18 protein-coding genes are annotated in these 22571 nt (G+C 65.2%); 12 read left to right on the plus strand and 6 right to left on the minus strand.

Annotation, left to right across the window (positions count from 1 at the left end; genetic code table 11):
- Positions 1-93 precede the first annotated feature (93 nt).
- The 3 genes from AC0L3A_RS06840 to AC0L3A_RS06850 are packed head-to-tail and all read left to right on the plus strand — an operon-like array spanning position 94 to position 2620.
- Positions 94-1488 (plus strand): MATE family efflux transporter, encoded by a 1395-nt coding sequence (locus AC0L3A_RS06840; protein ID WP_007598278.1) that lies wholly within the window; start codon positions 94-96, stop codon positions 1486-1488.
- Entirely contained in the window at positions 1485-1973 is a 489-nt protein-coding gene (locus AC0L3A_RS06845) for a DUF2867 domain-containing protein (protein ID WP_007598279.1), read from the plus strand. Before AC0L3A_RS06840 ends, AC0L3A_RS06845 begins: the two co-directional genes overlap by 4 nt.
- Complete coding sequence (locus tag AC0L3A_RS06850) at positions 1970-2620, plus strand: 2-hydroxychromene-2-carboxylate isomerase (protein WP_007598280.1); 651 nt, start codon at positions 1970-1972, stop codon at positions 2618-2620. The genes AC0L3A_RS06845 and AC0L3A_RS06850 overlap by 4 nt, the downstream gene beginning before the upstream one ends.
- 1 nt (position 2621) lies before the next feature.
- Here the strand turns inward: AC0L3A_RS06850 and AC0L3A_RS06855 are convergent, their stop codons facing one another.
- Positions 2622-3737, minus strand: a complete 1116-nt coding sequence (locus AC0L3A_RS06855; protein WP_007598281.1) for an FUSC family protein — start codon at positions 3735-3737, stop codon at positions 2622-2624.
- A 123-nt stretch (positions 3738-3860) separates the two neighbouring features.
- Between AC0L3A_RS06855 and AC0L3A_RS06860 the strand changes: the two genes are divergently transcribed.
- The gene (locus AC0L3A_RS06860) at positions 3861-5228 is read left to right on the plus strand and encodes an MmgE/PrpD family protein (RefSeq protein WP_007598282.1); all 1368 of its coding nucleotides are present in this window, start codon (positions 3861-3863) and stop codon (positions 5226-5228) included.
- Positions 5229-5234: 6 nt separating this feature from the next.
- Here the strand turns inward: AC0L3A_RS06860 and AC0L3A_RS06865 are convergent, their stop codons facing one another.
- Together AC0L3A_RS06865 and AC0L3A_RS06870 are read right to left on the minus strand one after the other, a co-directional pair.
- Positions 5235-6659 (minus strand): serine hydrolase domain-containing protein, encoded by a 1425-nt coding sequence (locus tag AC0L3A_RS06865; RefSeq protein WP_007598283.1) that lies wholly within the window; start codon positions 6657-6659, stop codon positions 5235-5237.
- A gap of 145 nt (positions 6660-6804) precedes the next feature.
- On the minus strand, positions 6805-7866 hold the full coding sequence (locus AC0L3A_RS06870; protein ID WP_007598284.1) for a helix-turn-helix domain-containing protein: 1062 nt from the start codon (positions 7864-7866) through the stop codon (positions 6805-6807).
- Between the two features lie 272 nt (positions 7867-8138).
- Between AC0L3A_RS06870 and AC0L3A_RS06875 the strand changes: the two genes are divergently transcribed.
- The 3 genes from AC0L3A_RS06875 to AC0L3A_RS06885 all read left to right on the plus strand — a co-directional run bounded on the left by AC0L3A_RS06875 (position 8139) and on the right by AC0L3A_RS06885 (position 12558).
- A complete protein-coding gene (locus AC0L3A_RS06875) occupies positions 8139-9056 on the plus strand; it encodes a pirin family protein (protein ID WP_007598296.1) in 918 nt (305 codons plus the stop codon).
- A 77-nt stretch (positions 9057-9133) separates the two neighbouring features.
- On the plus strand, positions 9134-10048 hold the full coding sequence (locus tag AC0L3A_RS06880; RefSeq protein WP_007598297.1) for a phosphoribosylaminoimidazolesuccinocarboxamide synthase: 915 nt from the start codon (positions 9134-9136) through the stop codon (positions 10046-10048).
- Between the two features lie 293 nt (positions 10049-10341).
- Positions 10342-12558: an SLC26A/SulP transporter family protein gene (locus tag AC0L3A_RS06885; protein ID WP_007598298.1), complete on the plus strand. Its 2217-nt coding sequence runs from the start codon at positions 10342-10344 to the stop codon at positions 12556-12558.
- A 211-nt stretch (positions 12559-12769) separates the two neighbouring features.
- Here AC0L3A_RS06885 and AC0L3A_RS06890 read toward each other — a convergent pair whose 3' ends face one another.
- Together AC0L3A_RS06890 and AC0L3A_RS06895 are read right to left on the minus strand one after the other, a co-directional pair.
- Positions 12770-14263: an NAD-dependent succinate-semialdehyde dehydrogenase gene (locus AC0L3A_RS06890; RefSeq protein ID WP_007598299.1), complete on the minus strand. Its 1494-nt coding sequence runs from the start codon at positions 14261-14263 to the stop codon at positions 12770-12772.
- Between the two features lie 124 nt (positions 14264-14387).
- Positions 14388-14708: a hypothetical protein gene (locus AC0L3A_RS06895; RefSeq protein WP_007598300.1), complete on the minus strand. Its 321-nt coding sequence runs from the start codon at positions 14706-14708 to the stop codon at positions 14388-14390.
- 348 nt (positions 14709-15056) lie between these two features.
- Here AC0L3A_RS06895 and AC0L3A_RS06900 point away from each other — a divergent pair, with 348 nt between their 5' ends.
- Positions 15057-16250: a serine hydrolase domain-containing protein gene (locus tag AC0L3A_RS06900; RefSeq protein WP_007598301.1), complete on the plus strand. Its 1194-nt coding sequence runs from the start codon at positions 15057-15059 to the stop codon at positions 16248-16250.
- A 78-nt stretch (positions 16251-16328) separates the two neighbouring features.
- A complete protein-coding gene (locus tag AC0L3A_RS06905; RefSeq protein WP_473253896.1) occupies positions 16329-18023 on the plus strand; it encodes an AMP-binding protein in 1695 nt (564 codons plus the stop codon).
- Between the two features lie 120 nt (positions 18024-18143).
- Here the strand turns inward: AC0L3A_RS06905 and AC0L3A_RS06910 are convergent, their stop codons facing one another.
- A complete protein-coding gene (locus AC0L3A_RS06910) occupies positions 18144-19145 on the minus strand; it encodes an adenosine kinase (RefSeq protein WP_007598303.1) in 1002 nt (333 codons plus the stop codon).
- Between the two features lie 125 nt (positions 19146-19270).
- On the opposite strand from AC0L3A_RS06910, the gene murJ reads away from it, so the two are divergent.
- The 3 genes from murJ to AC0L3A_RS06925 all read left to right on the plus strand — a co-directional run bounded on the left by murJ (position 19271) and on the right by AC0L3A_RS06925 (position 22549).
- The gene (murJ, locus tag AC0L3A_RS06915) at positions 19271-20827 is read left to right on the plus strand and encodes a murein biosynthesis integral membrane protein MurJ (protein WP_473253897.1); all 1557 of its coding nucleotides are present in this window, start codon (positions 19271-19273) and stop codon (positions 20825-20827) included.
- Positions 20828-20894: 67 nt separating this feature from the next.
- Positions 20895-21947: a tryptophan--tRNA ligase gene (trpS, locus tag AC0L3A_RS06920; protein WP_473253898.1), complete on the plus strand. Its 1053-nt coding sequence runs from the start codon at positions 20895-20897 to the stop codon at positions 21945-21947.
- A gap of 107 nt (positions 21948-22054) precedes the next feature.
- Positions 22055-22549 carry a universal stress protein gene (locus tag AC0L3A_RS06925; protein WP_007598307.1) on the plus strand — a complete coding sequence of 165 codons (495 nt, stop codon included), beginning with the start codon at positions 22055-22057 and terminating at the stop codon, positions 22547-22549.
- The last annotated feature ends 22 nt before the right edge of the window (positions 22550-22571 follow it).

Below are 22571 nucleotides of genomic sequence, written 5' to 3' on the forward strand. Positions count from 1 at the left end.
CCCGGCTCTGCGCAGCATCGCTTCGCGCTGCAGCGCGTCCGGGACACGCGCGAGGCCATGTTTTCGTCGCCCGGCTGTGCTATTGACCCGGCCATGCTCGACACCATCCAGCCTCGTTCGCAGCCGCAAGCCGGCGTGCCGCCAAATCCTCTCGCCGACGAATTCGTCGAGACGCTGCGGCTGGCCGTACCGATGATGCTGACGCAGCTCGGGCAGATCGCGATGATCACGACCGATCTCGCGCTGATCGGGCGGCTCGGCGAGAGCGCGGTCGCAGCAGCAGCGCTGGCGCATACGGTCTATTTCGTCAGCTTCACCTTCGGGCTCGGATTGATGGCGGCGGTGTCGCCGCTGGTCGCGCAGGCCTTTGGCGCCGGCGATATCAGACGCATCCGCCGCTCCTTGCGCGTCGGCTTGTGGGTCGCGTTGCTGATCTCGCTGCCGATGATGGCCTCGCCGCTCTATGGCGAGCACATCCTGGTCGCACTCGGTCAGGCGCCGCACTCGGCCGCGCTCGCCCAGCGTTATCTGAATGGCCTCGCCTGGGGCATCGCGCCGGCGCTCGGCTTCATCGCGCTGCGCAGCATGATGAGCGCGGTGAACCGGCCGCAGGCCCCGCTGTGGATCACGCTCGCGGCGATCCCCGTCAATGCCGCATTGGTCTACGCCCTGATCCACGGCCTGTTCGGCCTGCCGGAGCTCGGCCTGTTCGGCGCGGGGCTTGCGACCACCATCGTCAATCTCGGCACGTTCGTCGCCACGCTCGCCATTGCGGGGCTGCGCAAGCCGTTCGCGGACTATCGTCCGCTTGCCCATCTCTGGCGAATCGACTGGCCCCTGATGCGCAAACTCATCGCGATCGGCGCCCCGATCTCGTTCTCGCTGCTGCTGGAATATGGCCTGTTCTCTTCGGCGGCGCTGCTGATGGGGTTGATCTCGATCACTGCGCTCGCGGCGCATCAGATCGCGCTCCAGGTCACCGCCGTGCTGTTCATGGTCCCACTCGGTATCGGCATGGCGGCCACCGTGCGGGTCGGCCACGCCTTCGGCCGCGGCGACCCGGCCGCAGTGAAGCGCGCAGGTCTCGTCGCCGCCGTGATCGGGATCGCGTTCGTCTCGGCGCTGACCGTTGCGATCATTCTCGGCCGCTATCAGCTGGGACGGCTGTTCTTCGGCAGCAGCGAAGCCAGCATGGCGACCGTGGAGCTGACCGCAACGCTGCTGCTGGTCGGCGCGACCTTCTTCATTGCCGATGCCATCCAGACCATCATGGGCGGCGCGCTGCGCGGCATCAATGACACCAGGATGACGTTGGTATTCGCCGCGATCGGCTATTGGTGCGTGGGCTTTCCCATCGCCTGGTGGCTTGCCTTTCACGCCGATCTCGGCGCGGTCGGTGTCTGGATCGGACTGTCGATCGGATCGTTCGTCTATGCCGGACTTCTGATCTTGCGCTTCCGGATGCTGACGCGCAGACTGGCGGGATGAACGGGACTGTCCGCGAAGTTACCCCCGATGTTGACGCCGGCACGCTGCTGGCCGGTGCGCAGTTCATCGACGCCTTTCGCGTAGAGATCGGCACAGCACCGGTGAATGCCCGCGAGGCCTGCACCAGGATGGTGTTGCAGGGACCGCGCTGGATCGGTGCACTGACACGCCTGCGCAACATTCTGGTGACGCCCTTTGGATTGAAGACATCGGGCGAGGGCACGCCAGCGCCGGGCGGTTTGATCGGCTTGTTTCCGGTGCTGAGCGAAACGCCGGAGCAGCTGGTCGCCGGGTTCGATGATTATCATCTCGACTTCCGCATCGTGGTCGATGTGGCCGGCGAAGCGGTGCCGCGCCACGTCACCTTGACCACGCTGGTGCGGACTAACAATCGGCTGGGCCGCGCCTACCTCGCGCTCATCACGCCCTTCCACAAGCTTGTGGCCCGCAGCATGATGGGGCGGATTGCGGAGCCGGCCCGGTGACGCTCTCCGTCGACCTCTTCTACTCCTTTCGCAGCCCGTTCAGCTATCTGGCGCTGCCCAAGACGCTGAAGCTCGTCGAAGACTACGATCTGGCGGTGAATTTGCGGCCGGTCTATCCGCTCGCAGTCCGAGTGCCCGGGTTTTTCAAGAAGGCCAGCCCGAACTTCATTCGCTATGTGGTGCTCGACAGCAGGCGCGTGGCGCAGCACGAGGGCATTCCGTTCCGCTTTCCGAGGCCGGATCCGATCGTCCAGGACAAGACAACATTCGACGTCGCGGCCGAGCAACCCTACATCCACCGCCTGACCCGGCTTGGTGCCATGGCGCAGCTCGAGGGACGCTCGCTCGCATTCACCGACGCGATCGCCCGCGTGCTGTGGGACGGCTCGGTGGCGGGCTGGAACGAAGGCGATCATCTTGCGCGCGCCGCCGACAAGGCCGGCTTCGATCTCGCCGCGATGGATGCCGCGATCACCGCCGACCCGGATCGCTACGAGCAGGTGATCACGGAGAACGAGAAGGACCACGCCGCCTCCGGCCATTGGGGCGTGCCGACCTTCGTGTTCGAGAACGAGCCGTTCTTCGGCCAGGACCGCATCGATTTGCTGGTCTGGCGCATGCAGGACAAGGGCCTGACGCGGCGCTAGCTCACTCCGCCACGCGCGCGGGCTTGTCGGTCGCGGCCTCCGACCATTCGCCGACGACGCGATCGAGATCGCAGAGATTCTGGTGCATCTGCTCCAGCGAAAAGCCGAGCGCGAAGAAGCGCTCCGCGGTGTCGCTGGGCTGGCCGCGGATCAGGCCATCCTGACGCACGGCGGCGACTGCCTCGGCATAGTGCTGAAGCGCGACATGCACGGGGTGGATCGGCGGCGCGCCGGCGCCCTCGCGCAAGGCTGCGGCCGCCGAACGCAGGAAGCGCGCGATCACGGTCGAGACTTCCGTCAGCGGTGCGGCAAGCCGTGTCTGCACCTCGGCCGGCAACGGCACCACGGTCGAGCGGCCGATCATCACGACGTCATGGCGCAGCCGCAAGATCGTGCGCAACAACGGGCCGGTGTCCGGCCCGCTCGACAATCGCGCCGAGCGCTCGCGCTCGGCTTCGGCGCCAATGGTATTCATGCCCACCATTGCGGTGCCGATACCGTCCTGAATCCGATGCAGCGCGTCATTGTCGCGGCCGCGCGTCAGGCCCGCGAGCAATTCGGTGAAGGCCTCCGCGATCAATTCGAGCAGTTTTGCCGCGCTGGCGCGGATTTGCCGCACCGCGCGCGAGGGCAGCACCAGGAAGGAGACGAGCAGCCCCGTCACCGCGCCGACCGCGACTTCGCTGACGCGATCGATCGCAGAGGCCATGGGATCGGCATGATGCATCGAGGGAAGCACGAGCACGATCACGGCCGTCACCGTTGCAGAGCTCAGATTCGGATAGATCGATGCGACAAAGGCAAGCGGCGCCACGGCCAGCACCAGCAGACCCAGCAGGCCCAGTTCGCCGGAATAGGGGATCAGGATTGCGATGGCGCCGCCATAGATCGCGCCGCCGATGGTGCCGAGCATGTAGTCGCGTGTCGCCTTCAGCGAGCGCCCGACGCTCATCTGGGTCACGATGATGGACGTGAGGACGGCCCAGAGCGGCAACAAGAGATGCAGCGCGGTGGCGAGCGCGTAGGCGCCGGTGGCCGCCACCGTGACCCGGACCGCCAGCCCCAATTGGGTCTTTCGCGACCAGACCCGGTCGAACAGCTCTCCTGCGAATGCCATGGTCGCGTATCCCCGTCCAACCCTCGTAAGCCAGCCAAAAGCATAGCTGATGCCCGCAGCCCCGAGGCCGCTTGAAAGGCCAAATCAGCCCGCCTAACTTGCGCGCCAAAACGAGGAAACACGATGGCTCACGAAACCGCAACGCTCGCCGCCTATGTCGCCAACCTGAAATTCCAGGATATTCCGACGGAAGTGCTGGATCGGACAAAAGTCCTGACGCTGGACTTCCTCGGCAGCGCCATCCGCGCCCGCAGCGAAGCGGAATCCACCCCCTCGATCCTGAAGATGCTGGAGGCGCTTGCGCTCGATACCAAGGGCGAATCCACCGTGTTCGGCGACACCAAGACCTGGACGCCGGCGGTCGCGGCGCTGCTCAACGGCGCCCTCGGCCATTCGCTCGACTTCGACGACACGCATGCGGATTCCTCGCTGCATCCGAGCGCGCCGGTCGTTCCGGCCGCCTTCGCCGTCGGCGAGATGGTCGGCGCGTCGGGCCGCGACGTGCTGACCGCGATCGTGGCGGGCTATGAGGTCTGCTGCCGGCTCGGCAACGCGCTCGACCCGACCTCGCATTATGCCCGCGGCTTCCATCCGACCGCCACCGCCGGCACCTATGGCGCAGCCGCGGCCGCCGGCAAACTGTTCGGCCTCTCCGAGCAACAGCTCATCGCCGCCTTCGGAGTCGCCGGCAGCCAAGCCGCGGGCTCGCTGCAATTCCTGGTCAATGGCGCCTGGAACAAACGCTACCAGGTCGGCGCCGCCGCGATGAATGGCGTGATCGCCGCGACGCTGGCGCGCAACGATTTCGTCGGCGCGACGGAATCCGTCGAGGGCAAGCATGGCCTGCTCGCCGGCTACACCGACGATGCGCATCCCGACAAGGCGGTCGCCGAGCTCGGCAAGACCTACGAGACCATGAAGATCGGCGTCAAACCGTATCCGAGCTGCCGCTATACCCACGCCGCGATCGACGCGCTGATCGCGATGCGGCGCGAGCACAATCTGACACCCGATCAGGTCAAGCGGGTGGAGATCGGCCTGCATCGCAACGGCATCACGCTCACCGGCGACGCCGCGACCAAGCGGCACCCGACCTCGATCGTCGGCGGCCAGTTCTCGATGTTCTTCACCGGCGCGCTCGCGCTCGATCAGGGGTCATTTGGCTGGGACGACTACACCCGCCTTGGGGACGCAGCCATCGACGCGCTCGCCGACAAGTTCGACGTGGTACAGGACGATCGTCTCGAAGTCGGCCGCACTCACCCCTTTGGCGCGCGCGTGAGTATCACGACGGACGACGGCGTGCACGAGCGGCTCTATGCCGATCCCTCGGGAGAGCCGACCTCCTTCCCCGATGCGCGGGCGATGCAGCAGAAGTTTTTGACGCTGGCCCGCCCGGTGCTGAACGCGCGCGCGGAGAAATTCGCGGACGCGATCATGACGCTGGAGCGGTTCGATCGCGTGGCGAAGGCGACGGAGCTGGGGAGGTGAAGCACCTCAATTCACCCCCGCCAGCTTTCCCTTCTCGCGCGTAACCGCAACCACGTCGCGCACCAGATCGAACACACCGTCGGCTTCCGGCGGCGCGTTCGGCGAACGGCCTAACCGCACGATCACGAGTCGTTCCGACGGAATCACGATCGTGTACTGACCGATGGTGCCCTTGGCGAAGAAGGCATCACGCGGCCAGCCGTGCTCGACGCGGAAGGTCGCGCCAAAGCTGTCGCCCTGGTTGGTCCAGAAGCCGGCGCCGATACCGACCCAGGCATTGGGCGTCGCCGACACCGAATAATTCACCCAGCCCTCGGGCAGGATGCGCTTGCCGCCGGCGACGCCGTCGTTGAGATAGAGCTGGCCGAACCGCGCCCAGTCGCGCGCGGATGCGAGCATCTCGCTCGACCCCTTGATCGTGCCGGCGCCGTCGAGCTGGAGCGTGACGTGGCGCATGCCGAGCGGCACGAACAATTCGTGGTGCGCGAAGGCAAGCGCTCCTTCGGAATTGCCGCCGGCGGCCTTGCGGATCAGATGCGCGAGCATGATGGTGTTGCCATCGTGATAATTCCACACGGTGCCCGGCGCGGTCGCAAGCGGCATGCTCGCGGCATAGGCGGCCATGTCGGCCTCCACGAATTTCATGCGATTGACCGGCTCGAACGCCGAGCCGAGCGAGGCCTGCAGCGAGCTGCCGAGCGCCAGGCCGGCGGTGTGGCGCAGCAATTGATCGAGGGTGATGGCGTGACGCGGATCGTCCGGATTTGTCCAGGCGGCGACCGGTGCGGGCCCGTCCAGCTTCAGTCTGCCCTGGCGCACGAGAATCCCGGTGAGAGCCGAGATCACGGACTTGGTCATGGAGAAGCCGAGCAGCGGCGTCTCCGGTCCGATGCCGTCCGCATAGCGCTCGGCGATGACGCGACCCGATTTCATGACGACGATTGCGCGGGTGCGGCGGAATGGCGGCGATGTCGGCTCAGCGAAGGCGCGATCGAGCGCGGCTGACAGCTCCGGGCTTTGCGGCGACACGATTGCGGGGCCGGCGATCTCGGGCAACAACGCCGGCTGCCTGTCATCAGGCGGCAGCCGGACGTCGGCAATCTCCGCACCGTGCTCAAGCGTGCAGCCGAGGCCCTCGCGATACACGGCATGGCTGCGGCCAATGCCGAACAGCGTCACCGTAACGTCCTTGCGCGCGCGATCGACCTGATAGTCCATCGCCCAGGTGAGCAAACCGGCGCCCGGCATCGCATCAATGGTCTCCGTCAAATTACGCCTGACATCGAGGCCCGAGACAAACGTCTCGGAACAGAGCACGTCGGCGATGAAGCCGGTGGCGACCTTGGGCACGTCATGGGCGCGAACCGCGCCGAGCGCGAGGCCGGCAAAGACGATGGTGGCGGTGAGAAGGACAATCTTGCGGCGGGTCACGGGCTTGCTCCGGCTTGAGGCGTGTGCCGGAGACGAAGCGGCATTCACGCGATGCCCGCTCGCCGAATTTGGAAAACGGCGTAGCTGGAAACCGCGAGACGCTCGCCGATTCTGAGATACTCTAGATATTTCAGTGCACTAAGGCCTAGACAGCATTCACCTTGAGCCGCCGGTATTCCGTCGGCGTCACGCCGGTCACGGCCTTGAAGGCGCGGTTGAAAGGGCCGAGCGACTGGAAGCCAGAGTCCATCGCGATGGTGATGACGGGGACCTCGGCCTGAGCGGGATCGGCCAGCGCGGCCTTGGCCTCCTCGATCCGGTGGTTGTTCAGGAACACATTGAAATTTCGGTAGCCGAGCCCCTGGTTGATCAGCCGACGGAGCCGGTATTCGGGAATTTTCAGCCGGCCCGCGAGCACGCCGATGCTGATGTTCTCCTGGCGATAGATCCGCTCGTGCGCCATCAGCCGCATCAGGGCGTCGATCAGCTTTTGGTCGGCGGCGTCCTCGCCCACAGGCTGGCTCGCCGCGATCGCCGGCGCAGCCTCCGCGGCGGCCGGAAACAGGTCGGCGCCGTCGACCCGCATCATCGCATAGACGATGGCCACAACGATGCCGGCGAGCACGCCGGCGTTGACGGTGTTGGCGACATCGCCGACCTCGCTGCCGGCGACAAGGATCTGGAGCAGCGCGTTCAATCCGCCATAGAGCGCGGCAGCACAGACGATGAAGATGCGAACACGGCGGCGGCGCTCGACCAGATCGGCCGACCATGAGCCGATCGTCTGCATGATCGCGAGCGCAATGAAGCCGAGCACAATCAGGTTCACCGCGGTGACGGCGAACCGGACATGCCCGCCGGGTGCGATCCAGAGACAACTGACGAAGCTGAACGCTGTCACCAACCCCCAGGTCAATCCGTGCCACCGGCGCAGGCGAAACTCATCGTCGAACAATGCGCGCGTGAACAGCCAGAACACCACGATATTGCCGGTCGACACCGCGATCAGCGGCGCATGCCATGCCGGGACCAGCGATGAAGTTCCGACGGAATAGCTCACAGCATGCGCGGCCGAGCCGAGCGCAAAGGCCGCACCGAGCCGGGCTGCCAGCACATTGCGGAAATCCGAGAGCAATGACGCTGCCAGCACCAGCAGCAGCGCCACGGCGGCGGCGCGAAAGGCGAGCTCGGTTGCGGCAAGGGTCATCGGGTGATGCGATGGGTCGCGGTTGACATCAGCCAAACATCCTTCGTCAGGCGTATGTTTTCAAGCACCATCCGCACCACAGCTGTCATCGTCCGGCTTGACCGGACGATCCAGTACGCCGAGACGGCAGTGATCGAACCGATAGGCCGCGGCGTACTGGATCGCCCGCTTTCGCGGGCGATGACGGCGGAGTGTGTGGCCCAGGCTTAGCCGCGACGGCCGCACGAAATCCTGCTACGATTTAGCTCGAAAAAGCCAAAAGGAGCCCTACCATGAGCTGGCAACCCTCGAACGATCCCGTGCTCGGCGATCCCATGTCCTGCGATGCGCTCGATCTCGTCATCGTGCCGCGCACGCGCGATCTCGGCGACGGCTTCGCGGTGCGGCGCGCGCTGCCGCACGGCAAGCGGCAGATGGTCGGACCCTTCATCTTCTTCGATCATTTCGGGCCGGTGCAATTCGTCTCCGGCAAGGGCATGGACGTACGGCCGCACCCGCATATCGGGCTTGCTACCGTCACCTATCTGTTCGACGGCGCGATCATGCATCGCGACAGCGAGGGCAACATCCAGGAGATCCAGCCCGGCGCGATGAATTTGATGACAGCCGGCCGCGGCATCGCGCATTCCGAGCGCACGCCGGATGTGCAGCGCGCCTCGGGGCAGAAGATGCTGGGCCTGCAAAGCTGGATCGCGCTGCCGGCCGGATCGGAAGAGATCGCACCGTCGTTCCAGCACTACGGCGCGGGTGACCTGCCGATGGTCTCCGAGCGCGACTTCACCGCGAAGGTGATCGCGGGCTCGGCCTTCGGCGTCACCTCGCCTGTTTCGATGGTGTCGCCCTGGTTCTATACCGAGGTCACGGCGGTCGCGGGCGCGATCGTGCCGCTCGATCCCGATCACGAGGAGCGCGCCATCTACGTCGTCGATGGCGAGGTCGAGATCGCGAACGAGCGCTACGAGGGGCCGCGACTGCTAATCTTCCGTCCGGGCGACCGCATCACGGTGAGGGCGCTCAAGGCCACGCGGATGATGTTTCTGGGCGGCGACGCCCTGGAGGGCCCGCGCCACATCTGGTGGAATTTCGTCTCCTCCAGCAAGGAGCGGATCGAGCAGGCCAAGCAGGACTGGAAAACCGGCCGCTTCGCCGCAGTTCCGCAGGAACATGAGTTCATTCCGCTGCCGGAATAGGCTATCCCGGTTTCCGGTCGCGCGATCAGGCGCGGCCGGATGTCCTGTCGCAAGGCCTTGCTCCGAAAGTTCTGCCGATGACCGCCATGCTCTCCAGCGACCTGCCCCTGCCTAAGATCGGGCGCGGCAAGGTGCGCGATATCTACGCCGTCGACGACGACCGCCTGCTGCTCGTCACCACCGACCGCATCAGCGCCTTCGACGTCGTGATGGGCGAGACCATTCCGATGAAGGGCGCGGTGCTGACGCAAATCAGCGCCTTCTGGTTTGGCGAGCTCGAAGGCGTGGTGCCGCATCACATGATCAGCGCCGACACCGACGAGATCATCGCCGCTGTGCCGGCCTTGAAGCCGCATCGCGCCGAAATTCTCGGCCGCGCCATGCTGTGCCGCCGCACTACGGTATTTCCGATCGAATGCGTGATCCGCGGTTATCTCTCGGGCTCGGCCTGGAAGGAATATGCGGCAAGCGGGACGCTGGCCGGCGAGAAGCTGAAAGCAGGCCTTGTCGAAAGCGAGAAGCTGGAGCCTTCGATCTTCAGCCCGGCGACCAAGGCCGAGACCGGCCATGACGAGAACATCACCATCGCGAAGATGCGCGAGGTCGTCGGCGACGAGACGGCCTACACGCTCGAGAGCATGACGCGCGCGATCTACACGCTCGGCGAGGAGCTCGCCCGCGAGCAGGGCATCATCATCGCCGACACCAAGTTCGAATTCGGCCGCGACAAGGACGGCCGCATCATCCTGATCGACGAAGTCATGACGCCGGACTCCTCGCGATTCTGGGCCGTCGACGCCTACAAGCCCGGCCAGCCGCAGGCGAGCTTCGACAAGCAGCCGCTGCGCGACTATCTCGACGTCGAACGCCGCGCCGGCCGCTGGAATGGCGACGCCCCGCCGCCGCCTTTGCCCGCAAGCGTGGTGGACGCGACCAGCAAGCGATATCTGGAAGCATACCGCCGGGTGACGGGGAGTGAGCTGAAGATTTAGCTCGGCTGTTTCGTCCCGCTCCGTCATTGCCCGCCGGCTCGATGCCTCCCCGGCGTCGTCCTGGCGAAAGCCAGGACCCATACCGCGAGGTCTCTCGCGTGCGTTCGGTGCAAATCCCGAATGCACAGACTTCGCCAAACTGCTCCCCGGGGTAATGGGTCCTGGCTTTCGCCAGGACGACGACGAATGGCGGGCGCTTCGGTTTCTTCCATCCGGCTTGCAAGAATCCTGTTGCGCTGGGCTCGCAGTCGTCTACCTCTCGGAGGGGAATATTCACGAGCGAGTGTCACGGCGTGACAGATCCAGCGATTGGCTTCACTCCGTCGACCGGGCTTAATCCGGCTCTCAAGCGCGCGCTGAATGATATATTGGGCGGGAGCGCCGCCAGCGTCCTGACCGTCACATTCGGACTGTCCTACTCGCTGCTGATCTTCGCGGGGCCGTTGTCGCCCTATCTGTCCTACGGCATCACGGCAACTTTCGTCAGCTCTGCGGTGCTTGCGGCCGTCGTCGCGCTCGGCAGCTCCCTGCCCTTCGCGATTGCAGCCCCCGACAGCTCGACCGCGGCGGTGACGGGTATCCTGGCGGCCTCCGTGGTCGAACGCATCGAGACGGCGAACCTGCCAGCGCCGTTGCTGTCACCGGTCCTGATCACGCTCGGCCTGTCGACGATGCTGACAGGATTGGTGCTGTGTGGACTGGGCCTGACCCGGCTTGGCCGCGCCATCCGCTACGTGCCTTATCCGGTGGTCGGCGGCTTCCTCGGCGCAACCGGACTTCTCATCGTCATGGGTGCGGTCCGGGTGATCACCGACCATCCCCTGCAATTCGCGACACTGTCGCACTTCGCCAACCGTACCATCCTGCTGGAGCTGGGTGCCGCCTGCGCGATGGCGCTGGTGCTGTATTTCACCTGGCACCGCTCGCGCAGCCCGTTCGGACTGCCGATCATCCTGGTCGGCGGCGTGCTCACCGCGCATCTGGCATTCTGGATCACCGGCGTTTCCTTCGACGACGCGCGCACGTTGGGCTGGACCTTTCAGTCCCCGCCGCAAGCGGTCTTCATGCTGCCCTGGCACAGCGACGATCTCGCCCGATATCCCTGGTTTGCCATCCCGGACCTGCTTGGCAATGTCGTCGCCGTCATCTTCGTCACGGCATCGAGCACGCTGTTCAACACCACCGGCATCGAGGTGGCCACGCATCGCGAAGCCAATCTGGAATCTGAGCTGAACGTCACCGGCGCCGCCAATATCCTGACCGGCGTGCTGGGCGGCTACCCCGGCTGCAGCTCGACCAGCCGCTCGATGCTCAATTTCTCCAGCGGCGGCCGCGGGCGCCTGTCCGGCCTCACGGCCGCAGCGCTGTCGCTGCTGGTGCTCGCCGTCGCACCCGAGCTGCTTGGCTTCATCCCCAAATTCGTGCTCGGCGGCCTGTTGCTCTATCTCGGCGCCGACCAGCTGCACAAATGGATCGTCGAGTCGCGCAAGCGGCTGTCGAAGCTGGAATATCTGTCGCTGATCACCATCATCGCGATCATCGTCGCCTGGGGTTTTGTGCCGGGCATCCTGATCGGCGTCATCATCGGCTGCGCGACGTTTGCGTTCAGCGCCGCACGGGTGGAGTCGATCAAGTACAGTTTCGACGGCTCGGAGTACCGCTCCTCGCTCGACCGCTCGCGCGACGATCAGGACGTGCTGCTGGCCCATGGCGGCAAGATCCAGGGACTCAATCTCCAGAGCTATCTGTTCTTCGGCTCCGCCAACCGGCTCTACCAGCACGTCAAGCGGCTGCTGCAGGAGCGGCCCGAATGCCGCTATCTGCTGTTTGACTTCAAGCTCGTCACCGGCGTCGATTCATCGGCTGCCTATAGCTTCGCCCAGATCAAGCGCAGCGCCGGCGAACTCGGCGTCGAGCTGATCCTGGTGCATCTGTCGGCCACGGCCGAGAAGGTGCTGCGCTCCAGCGACTTCGTCGGCGAGGGCGTCACCATCATCCCCGAGCTCGATCGCGCGCTGGAATGGTGCGAGAACGAGCTCATCTCGCAGCATCAGGAGCTGGCGCAGGAAGAAGCCAGCCTGCGCGACTGGTTCACGCGAATGCTTGGCAGCGAGGATGGCGCCGACGAACTGATCCGCCGCTGCCAGCGCATCGAGGTCGAAGCCGGCGAGGTCATCGTGCAAGCCGGCGATCCCGCCGATTCCATGCATTTCATCCTCGACGGCCGCGTCGGTATCATGATTCCTGCCGACGACGACCGCACCACGCGCGTGCGCAGCCTCGGCCGTTACACCACGATCGGCGAGATGGGGCTGGTGTCACAGACACCGCGCAGCGCCACCATCCAGGCCGAAGTCGACAGCGTGCTCTACGTGCTGAATACGCACCAGTTCGACGCGATCAAGGTCGAGGATCCCGCACTCAGCCACAAGCTGCTGACCTATTTCGTGTCGGTCATGGCGGAGCGGCTGACATTCGCGAACCGCACGATCGCGGTGTTGCGGCGGTAGCGAGGCCGTAGCGCAACTAGCGCACCACACATTGGATGTCGTCCTGGCGAAAGCCAGGACCCATACCGCGGAATCTATCTATCGCAGGCGGTGGAAGTACCGGACCACCAATCTCCGCCAAACGCCTCGCCGGGGTATTGGGTCCTGGCTTTCGCCAGGACGACCCTGGAGGGGGCATTGCGTTCATCACATCCGCGAATGATGGCGAGCCCTACACCCCCGCCATCATCACGTATTTGATCTCGACATATTCTTCCATGCCGTGATGCGAGCCTTCGCGGCCGAGGCCGCTTTCCTTGACGCCGCCGAAGGGCGCGACTTCGGTCGTGATCAGGCCGGTGTTGACGCCGACCATGCCCGACTCCAGCGCTTCGGCGACGCGCCAGACGCGGCCGAGATCGCGGGAGTAGAAGTAGGAGGCGAGCCCGAACGGCGAGGCGTTGCACATCGCGATCACGTCGGCCTCGTCCTTGAAGCGGATCACCGGCGCGAGCGGGCCGAAGGTTTCCTCTTGCGCCACCAGCGAGTCCGGCTTGACGTCGGAGAGCACCGTCGGCTCGAAGAACGAGCGTCCGAGCTCGCTGCGCTTGCCGCCGGTGACGACCTTGGCGCCGCGCTTCACGGCGTCCGCAATGTGGCGCTCGACCTTGTCGACCGCTTTCAAATTGATCAGCGGGCCTTGCGTGACGCCGGTTTCCGTACCGTCGCCGATCTTCATCGCCGCGACCTTCTTCGACAGCTTCTGCACGAACTCGTCGTAGATCTTGTCCTGGGCGTAGATGCGGTTGGCGCAGACGCAGGTCTGGCCCATGTTACGGTATTTCGAGACGATGGCGCCTTCGACCGCCGCATCGATATCGGCGTCGTCGAACACGATGAACGGCGCGTTGCCGCCGAGCTCGAGGCCGAGCCGCTTCACGCCGACGGAGGCCTGCCGGTAGAGAATCTTGCCGACCGCAGTCGAGCCGGTGAAGCCGACGAAACGCACGGCCGGATGCTCGCACAGCACCTTGCCGATCGGCGCGGCATCGCCGGTGATGATGTTGAACACCCCCTTGGGCACGCCGGCTTTCTCCGCGAGCGCGGCAAGCGCCAGCGCCGACAGCGGCGTTTCATTGGCGGGCTTGAGCACCACGGTGCAGCCGGCCGCAAGCGCCGGCGAAACCTTTCGTGTGATCATCGAGTTCGGGAAATTCCACGGCGTGATCGCGCCGCAGACGCCGATCGGCTGCTTGATCGCGAGCAAGCGCGCATCCGGCCGCTGCGTCGGAATGGTCTCGCCATAGACGCGGCGGGCTTCCTCGGCGAAAAATTCGACATAGGCGCCGCCGATGTCGACCTCGCCGAGCGCTTCACTGAGCGGCTTGCCCTGCTCAGAGGTGAGGATCAGCGCGAGGTCCTCGCGATTGGCGATGATCAGCTCGAACCATTTGCGCAAGATATTGGAGCGCTGCTTGGCGGTGTGCTTGGCCCAGCCCGGGAAGGCGCGTTCGGCTGCTTCGACGGCCCTGGTGGCATCATCCGCGGAGAGCTGCGGAACCTTTGCAAGCTCGACGCCGGTGGCGGGATTGTTGACCGCGAAGACCGGCGAGCCGACCCAGGCGCCGTCGATGTAGCAGGCCTCCTTCAGCAGCGACGGGTCCTTCAACCGGTCGCGCAAATTGGACGTGGCGTGCTGGGCACGTGCGGCGGCGGACGGGGTCATGGCGTTGCTCCTGCGGGGCTTTTGCGGGCTGTTCCGGTTCGGCCGGAATATAGGGAGAAGCGGCGCGCAATGCACCGTCCCGCAACGCACATCTGCTGGGAGCCAGGCTAGGAGCGGCGCGTCCTTACGCCGCGCCGCTCAGATAGGTCTCGCGCCGCCCGATCATGCGCTCGGCGGCCGCCTTGGCGTCGGCCTTGGAGGAGGTCGCGCAGGTCCGGTATTCGAGATCGGGGACGTCGGACGCGTTGCGGCGGCCGAACCAGGACTTCGAGCCGACCGGCAGCAGCGCAAGCGCCTGCGCCAGATTGTCGACCGCGCCGAACGAATAGAGCGCACCGGTGCCGGCGATGCGGACCTCATAGATCCCAGGCGCGATCGGCGCTTCCAGGTTTTCGCCCCGTCCGGCACGGGGATAGCGCTTCCATTCGCTCCAGGTCGAAATCATCTGAGGTCCCCCTGGCGGCCGGTGGGCGGCCGCCAAATTTGCATCAAGTCTTAACGTTTGCCCGCGATTGGGCCCGGTGCTGAACGCCACAACTCACAAAATGTTTCAAGTGCTCGAAAACTTTCGAAACATTTCGCCCAGGCCCATCCAAGGGCACGGCTGGTTGCGGACATCCACCGAAGATTGTGACTGCGTGTTGCGGTTCGGCCTATTGTCGTCCTGCGTGGGTGACGGACCGTCAAGTCACGACATCGCGACCGCGGCAGGTACGCGGATGTGCTTGCCGGGCGGCGGACGCGGGAGGACAATCGATCGCTTCCAACAATAATCAAACCGGAGGAAACGCGTATGCAAGGCAAAGCTGAGATCGATCAGATTCTGCGCCAGAAGAGCGAAGCCGGAGAGATTCCCGGCGTCGTCGCCATTGCTGCCAGCGGTACCGACGTGCTGTATCAGGGCGCGTTCGGCAAACGCGACCTGTCCAAGCCGGATGCGATGACCGCCGACAGCGTGTTCTGGATCGCATCGATGACGAAGGCGGTGACATCAGCGGGCGCGATGCAGCTCGTCGAACAGGGCAAGCTGTCGCTGGATGCGCCGATCGGCGAGGTGTTGCCTGATCTCGCCAAGCCGCAGGTGCTCGAAGGCTTTGACGCCAAGGGCGAGGCCAAGCTGCGGCCAGCCAAGGGGCCGATCACACTGCGCCAGCTCATGACCCACACGGCAGGCTTCTGCTACAACATGTGGAACGGCGATCTCGCGGTCTATCTGGACAAGAACGGCATCCCCGCCATCACCACCTGCCAGAACGCGGCATTGAAGACGCCTATTATGACCGACCCCGGCACGCGCTGGGAATACGGCACCAATATCGATTTCGTCGGCAAGGCGGTGGAAGCCGTCAGCGGCAAGCGCCTCGATGCCTATCTGCGCGACAATCTGTTCGCACCGCTCGGCATGAGCGATACCGCTTTCAAGATCACCGCCGACATGCGCAAGCGCCTGGTCGGCATGCATGCGCGTGGCGAGGATGGCCAGCTCGCCGCGATCCCGTTCGAGCTCGAACAGGAGCCGGAATTCCATATGGGTGGCGGCGGCCTTTATTCGACCGCGGCCGATTATATCAGGTTTACCCAGATGATCCTCAACAAGGGCCGCGGCAACGGCAATCAGGTGCTGAAGGCCGAGACCATCGCGACGATGGGGCAGAACCACATCGGCGATCTCGCCATGGGCAAGATGACCACGGCGGCGCCGATGTACACCAATGACGTCGATCTCTATCCGGAGCAGGTGAAGAAGTGGGGCCTCAGCTTCATGATCAACACCGCCAAGACCGCCGAGGGGCGCAGCGCGGGCAGCCTCGCCTGGGCGGGCCTCGCCAACACCTACTACTGGATCGACCCGGCGCGCGACGTCACCGGCGTGATCCTGATGCAGTTGCTGCCATTCGCCGACGCAAAGTGTCTCGAGGCTTTTGCCGGCTTCGAGCGCGGTGTCTATGCCGGGCTCGATGCCGGCAGCGGGCAGAAGGCGGCGTAAGGCGCGCCTGACTCTCACGACGCGTCACGGCCGGGCTTGTTGTCCCGGCCGTCACGCACCTGACTGGAGGACATGATCTTGGCAGACAAAGCCGACAGTTACGTTTGCGGCATCTCCGACACGCCGCTGCTCGGCGACACCATCGGGCGCAGCCTCGATCAGGCCGCGCGGCGCTGGGGCGATCGCGAGGCGCTGGTCTCGCCCAGCCACGGCGTGAGGTGGACATGGAGGGAGTTTGCCGAGCGGGTCGACGCGCTCGCCGCCGGCTTTGTCGCGCTCGGTCTCGAACGCGGCGAACGGATCGGCATCTGGTCGCTGAACCGGCCGGAATGGACGCTGACACAATTCGCCGCCGCCAAGGCCGGCCTTATCCTGGTGACGATCAATCCGGCCTACCGGCTGAGCGAGCTGGAATTCGCGCTTCACAAGGTCGGATGCAGCGCCATCGTCACCGCGACGGCGTTCAAGACCAGCAACTACATGGACATGCTCAACACGCTGTTGCCGGAGCTCGCGAGCGCCAAGCCCGGGCAATTGCACGCCGCGCGGCTACCGGCCTTGCGCATCGTGATCCAGATCGGCGGCCCCGCCTGTCCGGGCACGATTCCGTTCGACGAGGTCACCGGCATGGCCGGACCCCTGCACCGCGAGCAGCTCGCCGCGCTCGGTGCCTCCCTGCAATTCGACGATGCCGTCAACATCCAGTTCACCAGCGGAACGACGGGATCGCCCAAGGGCGTGACGCTGACCCATCACAACATTCTCAACAACGGCTATTTCGTCGGCCGCGCCATGCGCCTGACCGAACAGGACCGCATCTGCATTCCGGTGCCGCTCTATCATTGCTTCGGCATGGTGATGGGCAATCTCGCCTCCGTCACGCTCGGCGCGACCATGGTCTATCCCGGCGAGGGGTTTGATCCGCTCGCGACGCTGCGGACGATCGAGCAGGAAAAATGCACCGCGCTGTACGGTGTGCCGACGATGTTCATCGCCGAACTCGACCACAGCGAATTCTCGAACTTCAATCTGACATCGTTGCGCACCGGCATCATGGCCGGTGCACCCTGCCCGATCGAGGTGATGAAGCGCGTCAATAGCGAGATGAACATGGGCGAGGTCACGATCGCCTATGGCATGACCGAGACGAGCCCGGTCAGCTTCCAGAGCGCCGTCGACGATCCGCTCGATCGCCGCGTCTCGACGGTCGGGCGAATCCATCCGCATGTCGAGGTCAAGGTCGTCGATCTCGACGGCAAGATCGTCAAGCGCGGCGAACGGGGCGAGCTCTGCACCCGTGGCTACAGCGTGATGCTGGGCTATTGGGAGGAGCCGGAGAAGACCGCGGATGTGCTCGACGCCAATGGCTGGATGCATACCGGCGACATCGCCATCATCGACGACGAGGGTTATTGCAACATCGTCGGCCGCATCAAGGACATGGTGATCCGCGGCGGCGAGAACCTCTATCCACGCGAGATCGAGGAATTTCTCTATCGGCACCCCAAGATTCAGGACGTGCAGATCTTCGGCGTTGCGGATACCCGCTATGGCGAGGAGCTCTGCGCCTGGATCCGGGTCAGGTCCGGCGAGACGCTGACGATGGAAGAGGTGCGCGCCTTCTGCGACGGCCAGATCGCCCACAACAAGATTCCGCGATACGTGGAATTCGTCGACGAGTTTCCGATGACCGTGACCGGAAAGATCCAGAAATTCCTGATGCGCGACGAGGTGGAGCAACGGCTTGGACTGAAGGCCGCGAAGACTGCGTAGGTTGCCAACTCAATCGTCATTGCGAGCGCAGCGAAGCAATCCAGAATCTTTCCGCAGAGGCAGTCTGGATTGCTTCGTCGCTGCGCTCCTCGCAATGACGGGTGAGAGAGAGAGTCCACCTTAAACAGTCAACCCGCGCTGCTCAGCCAGTTCCTTCAGCGACACCTGCGGACGCGCGCCGATGTGCTGAATCACTTCGGCGGCCGCGAGCGCGCCGAGCTCGCCGCACTGCTTGTAGGGCAGGTTGCGCGCCAGACCGAACAGGAAGCCGGCAGCGAAGAGGTCGCCGGCGCCGGTGGTGTCCACGAGTTTCGCGATCGGAGACGCCGGCGCTGCGACGGCGTCTTCAGCCGAAACCACCATGCAGCCCTTTTCGCTGCGGGTGACCACGCCGAGATTGACGTCGTTGCGCAATTGCTTGAGCGCCGTGTCGAAGTCCGAGGTCTGGTAGAGCGAATGCAGCTCGGACTCGTTGGCGAACACGATATCGACGGTGCCGTTGCGCATCAGCCCCAGGAATTCGTCGCGATAACGATCGACGCAGAAGGAATCCGATAATGTCAGCGCCACCTTGCGCCTGGCATCATGGGCGATCTTGGCCGCCTTGACGAAGGCGTCCTTGGCGTTCTTGGGGTCCCAGAGATAGCCCTCGAGGTAGACGATGCCGGCCGCGGCGATCTCGGCCGGGTCGATGTCGGCGGGCGACAAATCCTGCGCGGCGCCGAGATAGGTGTTCATGGTGCGCTCGCCGTCATCGGTCACCAGGATGTAGGAGCAGCCGGTCGCAGGGCCGTCCTTCGCCGCGGGCGTGTTGAAGGCGACGCCGGCCGCGCGGATGTCGTGGACGTAGAGCTTGCCGATCTGGTCGTCCTTGACCTTGCCGACATAGGCGGCACGCGCGCCAAGGCTGCCGATGCCGACGATGGTGTTGGCAGCCGAACCGCCGGAAACTTCCGTCGCCGGGCCCATGTCCTTGTAGATGGCGGCGGCCCGCGCCTCGTCGATCAGGGACATGCTGCCCTTGGTCATGCCGTGCTTGCCCAGAAAGGCTTCATCGGTCTTGACCAGCACGTCGAACAGCGCGTTGCCGATGCCGAGAACGTCATATTTCACGTCAGCCATTCACCTTGATCCTGTTTGGCGGATTGCGATACCCGCGGAAATCCGCTTCCTGTCGGTCTGAAATCTGGCTCGCGGCCTATCACGGCCGGCCCTCCGCGGGCAAGCAACGGTATTATGCAGTTCCGATGATCCGCTCCTTCCTGACCGTCTCGACGGGGACACTGGCTTCACGGCTGCTGGGCTTTGCACGCGATTCCCTGATCGCCGCGCTGCTCGGCACCGGCGCCGTGGCGGACGCGTTTCTGGCGGCATTTCAGCTCGTCAATGTGGTGCGGCGCCTGCTCAGCGAGGGCGCCCTGAATGCGGCGTTGATCCCGGCCTGGCTGCGCGTTCGTGACAGCGAAGGCGAGACGGCTGCGGCGGCGTTCGCGGGACGCGTACTCGGTACGGTCAGTGCGGGCCTGATCGCAATCTCGGTCGTGATTGCACTTCTGATGCCGCTGATCATCATGATCATCGCGCCGGGCTTCGTCGGCAGTGCATCGCTCGATCTCGCCGTCCAGAATGCACGGCTGATGCTGCCTTATCTCGCCTTCGCGGGGCCCGTCACCGTGCTGATGGGCCTGCTCAACGCGCAGGGGCGCTTTGCCCTCACCGCGTTCTCGCCGCTGCTGTTCAACATCGCGCTGATCGCCACGATCGCCGCACTCCTGCTGGGGCACGCCGATGCAACCTTCGCCGCGTGGATGCTGGCGGCCACCGTCGGCATCGCCGGCCTGCTGCAGCTCCTGATGCTGCTGTCGCAGCGAAGTGCGCGTCTGGCGAACCCGCTGCGCGTGAGCTTCGACAAGGACATGCGCGGCTTCTTCGCCAAGGCGATCCCGGGCATGATCGCGAGCTCCGGCCCGCAATGGCTGATGGTGGCCGGTGCGATCATCGCCTCCGCCACGCCCGCCGCGGTCTCCTGGCTCTATTTCGCCAACCGCCTGATCGAGCTGCCGCTTGGCATTGTCGGCGTCGCCATGGGTACGGTGCTGGTGCCGGAGCTGACGCACGCGGTGAGGAGCGGTGACCGTGACGCGGTTGCGCATGCCGAATCGCGCGCGCTGGAACTCGCGACCGGGCTGGCATTGCCGGCGACGCTCGGCCTGATCGTGCTGGCGGAGCCGATCGTGCGGCTGCTGTTCGAGCATGGCGCCTTTGGCGCGGAGGACAGTGCGGCCACGGCGTGCGCCCTGATGTGGCTGGCGCTGGGACTGCCGGCGCATGTGCTGATCAAGGCGCTCTCGCCAGCCTATTTTGCCCGCGGCGACACGATGACGCCGCTGCTTGCGACTGCCAAAGGGTTCGTGGTCGCGGTCGCGCTCGCGGTCCTGCTCGGTCATTTCTTCGGCGCGAGCGGGATCGCTGCCAGCATTGCCGCCGGCGCCTGGAGCAGTGCGATCTCGCTGCTCCGGAAAGGCAACAGTGAATTCGGCTTCTCGGTCGATGCCGCCGCCCGCAACCGGCTGCCGCGGATCGTGCTCGCCGCGCTCGTCATGGGCGGCCTGCTGTGGCTGACGGCGGGCCTCTTGCCTTCACAGGCCCATGGGCTCATCCGCTTCATTGCGCTGGGATCACAGATCGCCGCCGGAATCGTCGTCTATGGCTTGCTCCTGCAAATCCTCCGCGTCGCGTCCTGGCGCGAGGCGGCCGGTGCCTTGAAGCGCCCCGCCCAGCCCGATCCCGGCGCCCGAGTTTAGCGAAATACCCTTGACGGGGCAGCGCCGCTGTTGGAAACGACGCCCCGTATCTTGCAGGAAAGCTGCCATGGCATTCGTTGAACGGGTTTTTTCGGGCGTCCAGCCGACGGGCAATCTGCACCTCGGCAATTACCTCGGCGCGATCGTCAACTTCGTGAAGATGCAGGAAACCCACAACTGCATCTATTGCGTCGTCGACATGCACGCGATCACGCAGGGCGTGGATGTCTGGGGTGGACCGGTCGAGCTCGCGCGCAACACCCGCGAGGTGACCGCGGCGTTCATCGCCAGCGGCATCGATCCGAAGAAGCACATCGTGTTCAACCAGAGCCAGGTCTCGGGCCACGCCGAGCTCGCCTGGATCTTCAACTGCGTCGCGCGCATGGGCTGGCTGGGCCGCATGACCCAGTTCAAGGAGAAGGCCGGCAAGGACCGCGAGAACGCGTCCGTCGGGCTGTTCGACTATCCGGTGTTGATGGCCGCCGACATCCTGCTCTACCGCGCCACTCACGTGCCGGTCGGCGAGGACCAGAAACAGCATCTCGAACTCTCGCGCGACATTGCGCAGAAGTTCAACAATGACTTCGCTGACTCGATCCGCAGCCAAGGCGCCAATGACGGCCTGTTCTTCCCGCTCCCGGAACCCTTGATCACGGGCCCGGCGACCCGCGTGATGAGCTTGCGCGACGGCACCAAGAAGATGTCGAAGTCGGACGCGTCGGACAATTCGCGCATCAATCTGACCGACGACGCCGACACCATCGCGCAGAAGGTGCGCAAGGCCAAGACCGACCCGGAGCCGTTGCCGACCGAGGAGAAGGGTCTGGAAGCGCGTCCCGAGGCCGACAATCTCGTCGGCATCTTCGCCGCGCTTTCCGGCCGCTCCAAGGCTGACGTGCTCAGGGATTTCGGCGGCGGCCAGTTCTCCAGCTTCAAGAATGCGCTGGTGGATTTGTGCGTCACCAAGCTCGCGCCGATCGCCGGCGAGATGAAGCGCCTCGTCGCCGACCCCGGCCATATCGACGCGATCCTGAACGACGGCGCCGACCGGGCGCGCGCGATCGCCGACGAGACCATGAAGCTCTCGAAGGACATCGTCGGCTTCATCCGCCGGCGCTAAAGCGCGTTCGCGAAAACGCGGCCGACGTCACGGCGCCGGCCGCTTCCGCTCTCCCCAAGCACGACGGAGTGTGGCAGCATGTCAGCCGTGCACATTCCGGGGCATGCATGACCAGCAAGCGACTTTGTTTCGAGCCGGGTCACAAGCCCAAATGCCTCGTCATCGTCGACGACACTGCCGAGTGGGACCGTGCGGTCTATTACGCCAGCCGCTGGGCGATCCGCGCCGGCGGCGGTGTGGTGATGCTCCGCATCATCGAGCCCGAACAGCAGAGCCAGGAATGGCTGGGGGTCGCCGACATCATGCGCGCCGAGGCGCAGGAGGCGGCAGAAGCCGCGCTCGACCGTGCCGCCGGCCGCGCCAACGGCATCGCCGCGATCACCCCGGAACGGGTGATCCGGGAAGGCGCCGCCATGGAACAGCTGCTGGCGGTGATCGACGAGGATCCCGACATCGCCATGCTGGTGCTCGCCGCGAATCCGGGCGCGGAAGGCCCGGGGCCATTGGTCTCGCTGCTCGCGCACGCGCTGGGCACGTTCCCGGTGCCGGTGACGGTCATTTCCGGCGCGCTGAGCGACCAGAGCGTGGATTCGCTGTCCTAGACCGCTGCTCTTCACCTCGCCT

It is taken from the genome of Bradyrhizobium sp. MI1.3 (assembly GCF_055811695.1).

What these genes read in the sequence shown, in the direction of transcription:
- AC0L3A_RS06855 (WP_007598281.1), bottom strand. Translation starts at nt 3,737, where the DNA reads ATGGCATTCGCAGGAGAGCTGTTCGACCGGGTCTGGTCGCGAAAGACC.
- murJ (WP_473253897.1), top strand. Translation starts at nt 19,271, where the DNA reads ATGATCCGCTCCTTCCTGACCGTCTCGACGGGGACACTGGCTTCACGG.
- AC0L3A_RS06925 (WP_007598307.1), top strand. Translation starts at nt 22,055, where the DNA reads ATGACCAGCAAGCGACTTTGTTTCGAGCCGGGTCACAAGCCCAAATGC.
- AC0L3A_RS06875 (WP_007598296.1), top strand. Translation starts at nt 8,139, where the DNA reads ATGAGCTGGCAACCCTCGAACGATCCCGTGCTCGGCGATCCCATGTCC.
- AC0L3A_RS06860 (WP_007598282.1), top strand. Translation starts at nt 3,861, where the DNA reads ATGGCTCACGAAACCGCAACGCTCGCCGCCTATGTCGCCAACCTGAAA.
- AC0L3A_RS06840 (WP_007598278.1), top strand. Translation starts at nt 94, where the DNA reads ATGCTCGACACCATCCAGCCTCGTTCGCAGCCGCAAGCCGGCGTGCCG.
- AC0L3A_RS06845 (WP_007598279.1), top strand. Translation starts at nt 1,485, where the DNA reads ATGAACGGGACTGTCCGCGAAGTTACCCCCGATGTTGACGCCGGCACG.
- trpS (WP_473253898.1), top strand. Translation starts at nt 20,895, where the DNA reads ATGGCATTCGTTGAACGGGTTTTTTCGGGCGTCCAGCCGACGGGCAAT.
- AC0L3A_RS06900 (WP_007598301.1), top strand. Translation starts at nt 15,057, where the DNA reads ATGCAAGGCAAAGCTGAGATCGATCAGATTCTGCGCCAGAAGAGCGAA.
- AC0L3A_RS06910 (WP_007598303.1), bottom strand. Translation starts at nt 19,145, where the DNA reads ATGGCTGACGTGAAATATGACGTTCTCGGCATCGGCAACGCGCTGTTC.
- AC0L3A_RS06890 (WP_007598299.1), bottom strand. Translation starts at nt 14,263, where the DNA reads ATGACCCCGTCCGCCGCCGCACGTGCCCAGCACGCCACGTCCAATTTG.
- AC0L3A_RS06895 (WP_007598300.1), bottom strand. Translation starts at nt 14,708, where the DNA reads ATGATTTCGACCTGGAGCGAATGGAAGCGCTATCCCCGTGCCGGACGG.
- AC0L3A_RS06870 (WP_007598284.1), bottom strand. Translation starts at nt 7,866, where the DNA reads ATGACCCTTGCCGCAACCGAGCTCGCCTTTCGCGCCGCCGCCGTGGCG.
- AC0L3A_RS06880 (WP_007598297.1), top strand. Translation starts at nt 9,134, where the DNA reads ATGACCGCCATGCTCTCCAGCGACCTGCCCCTGCCTAAGATCGGGCGC.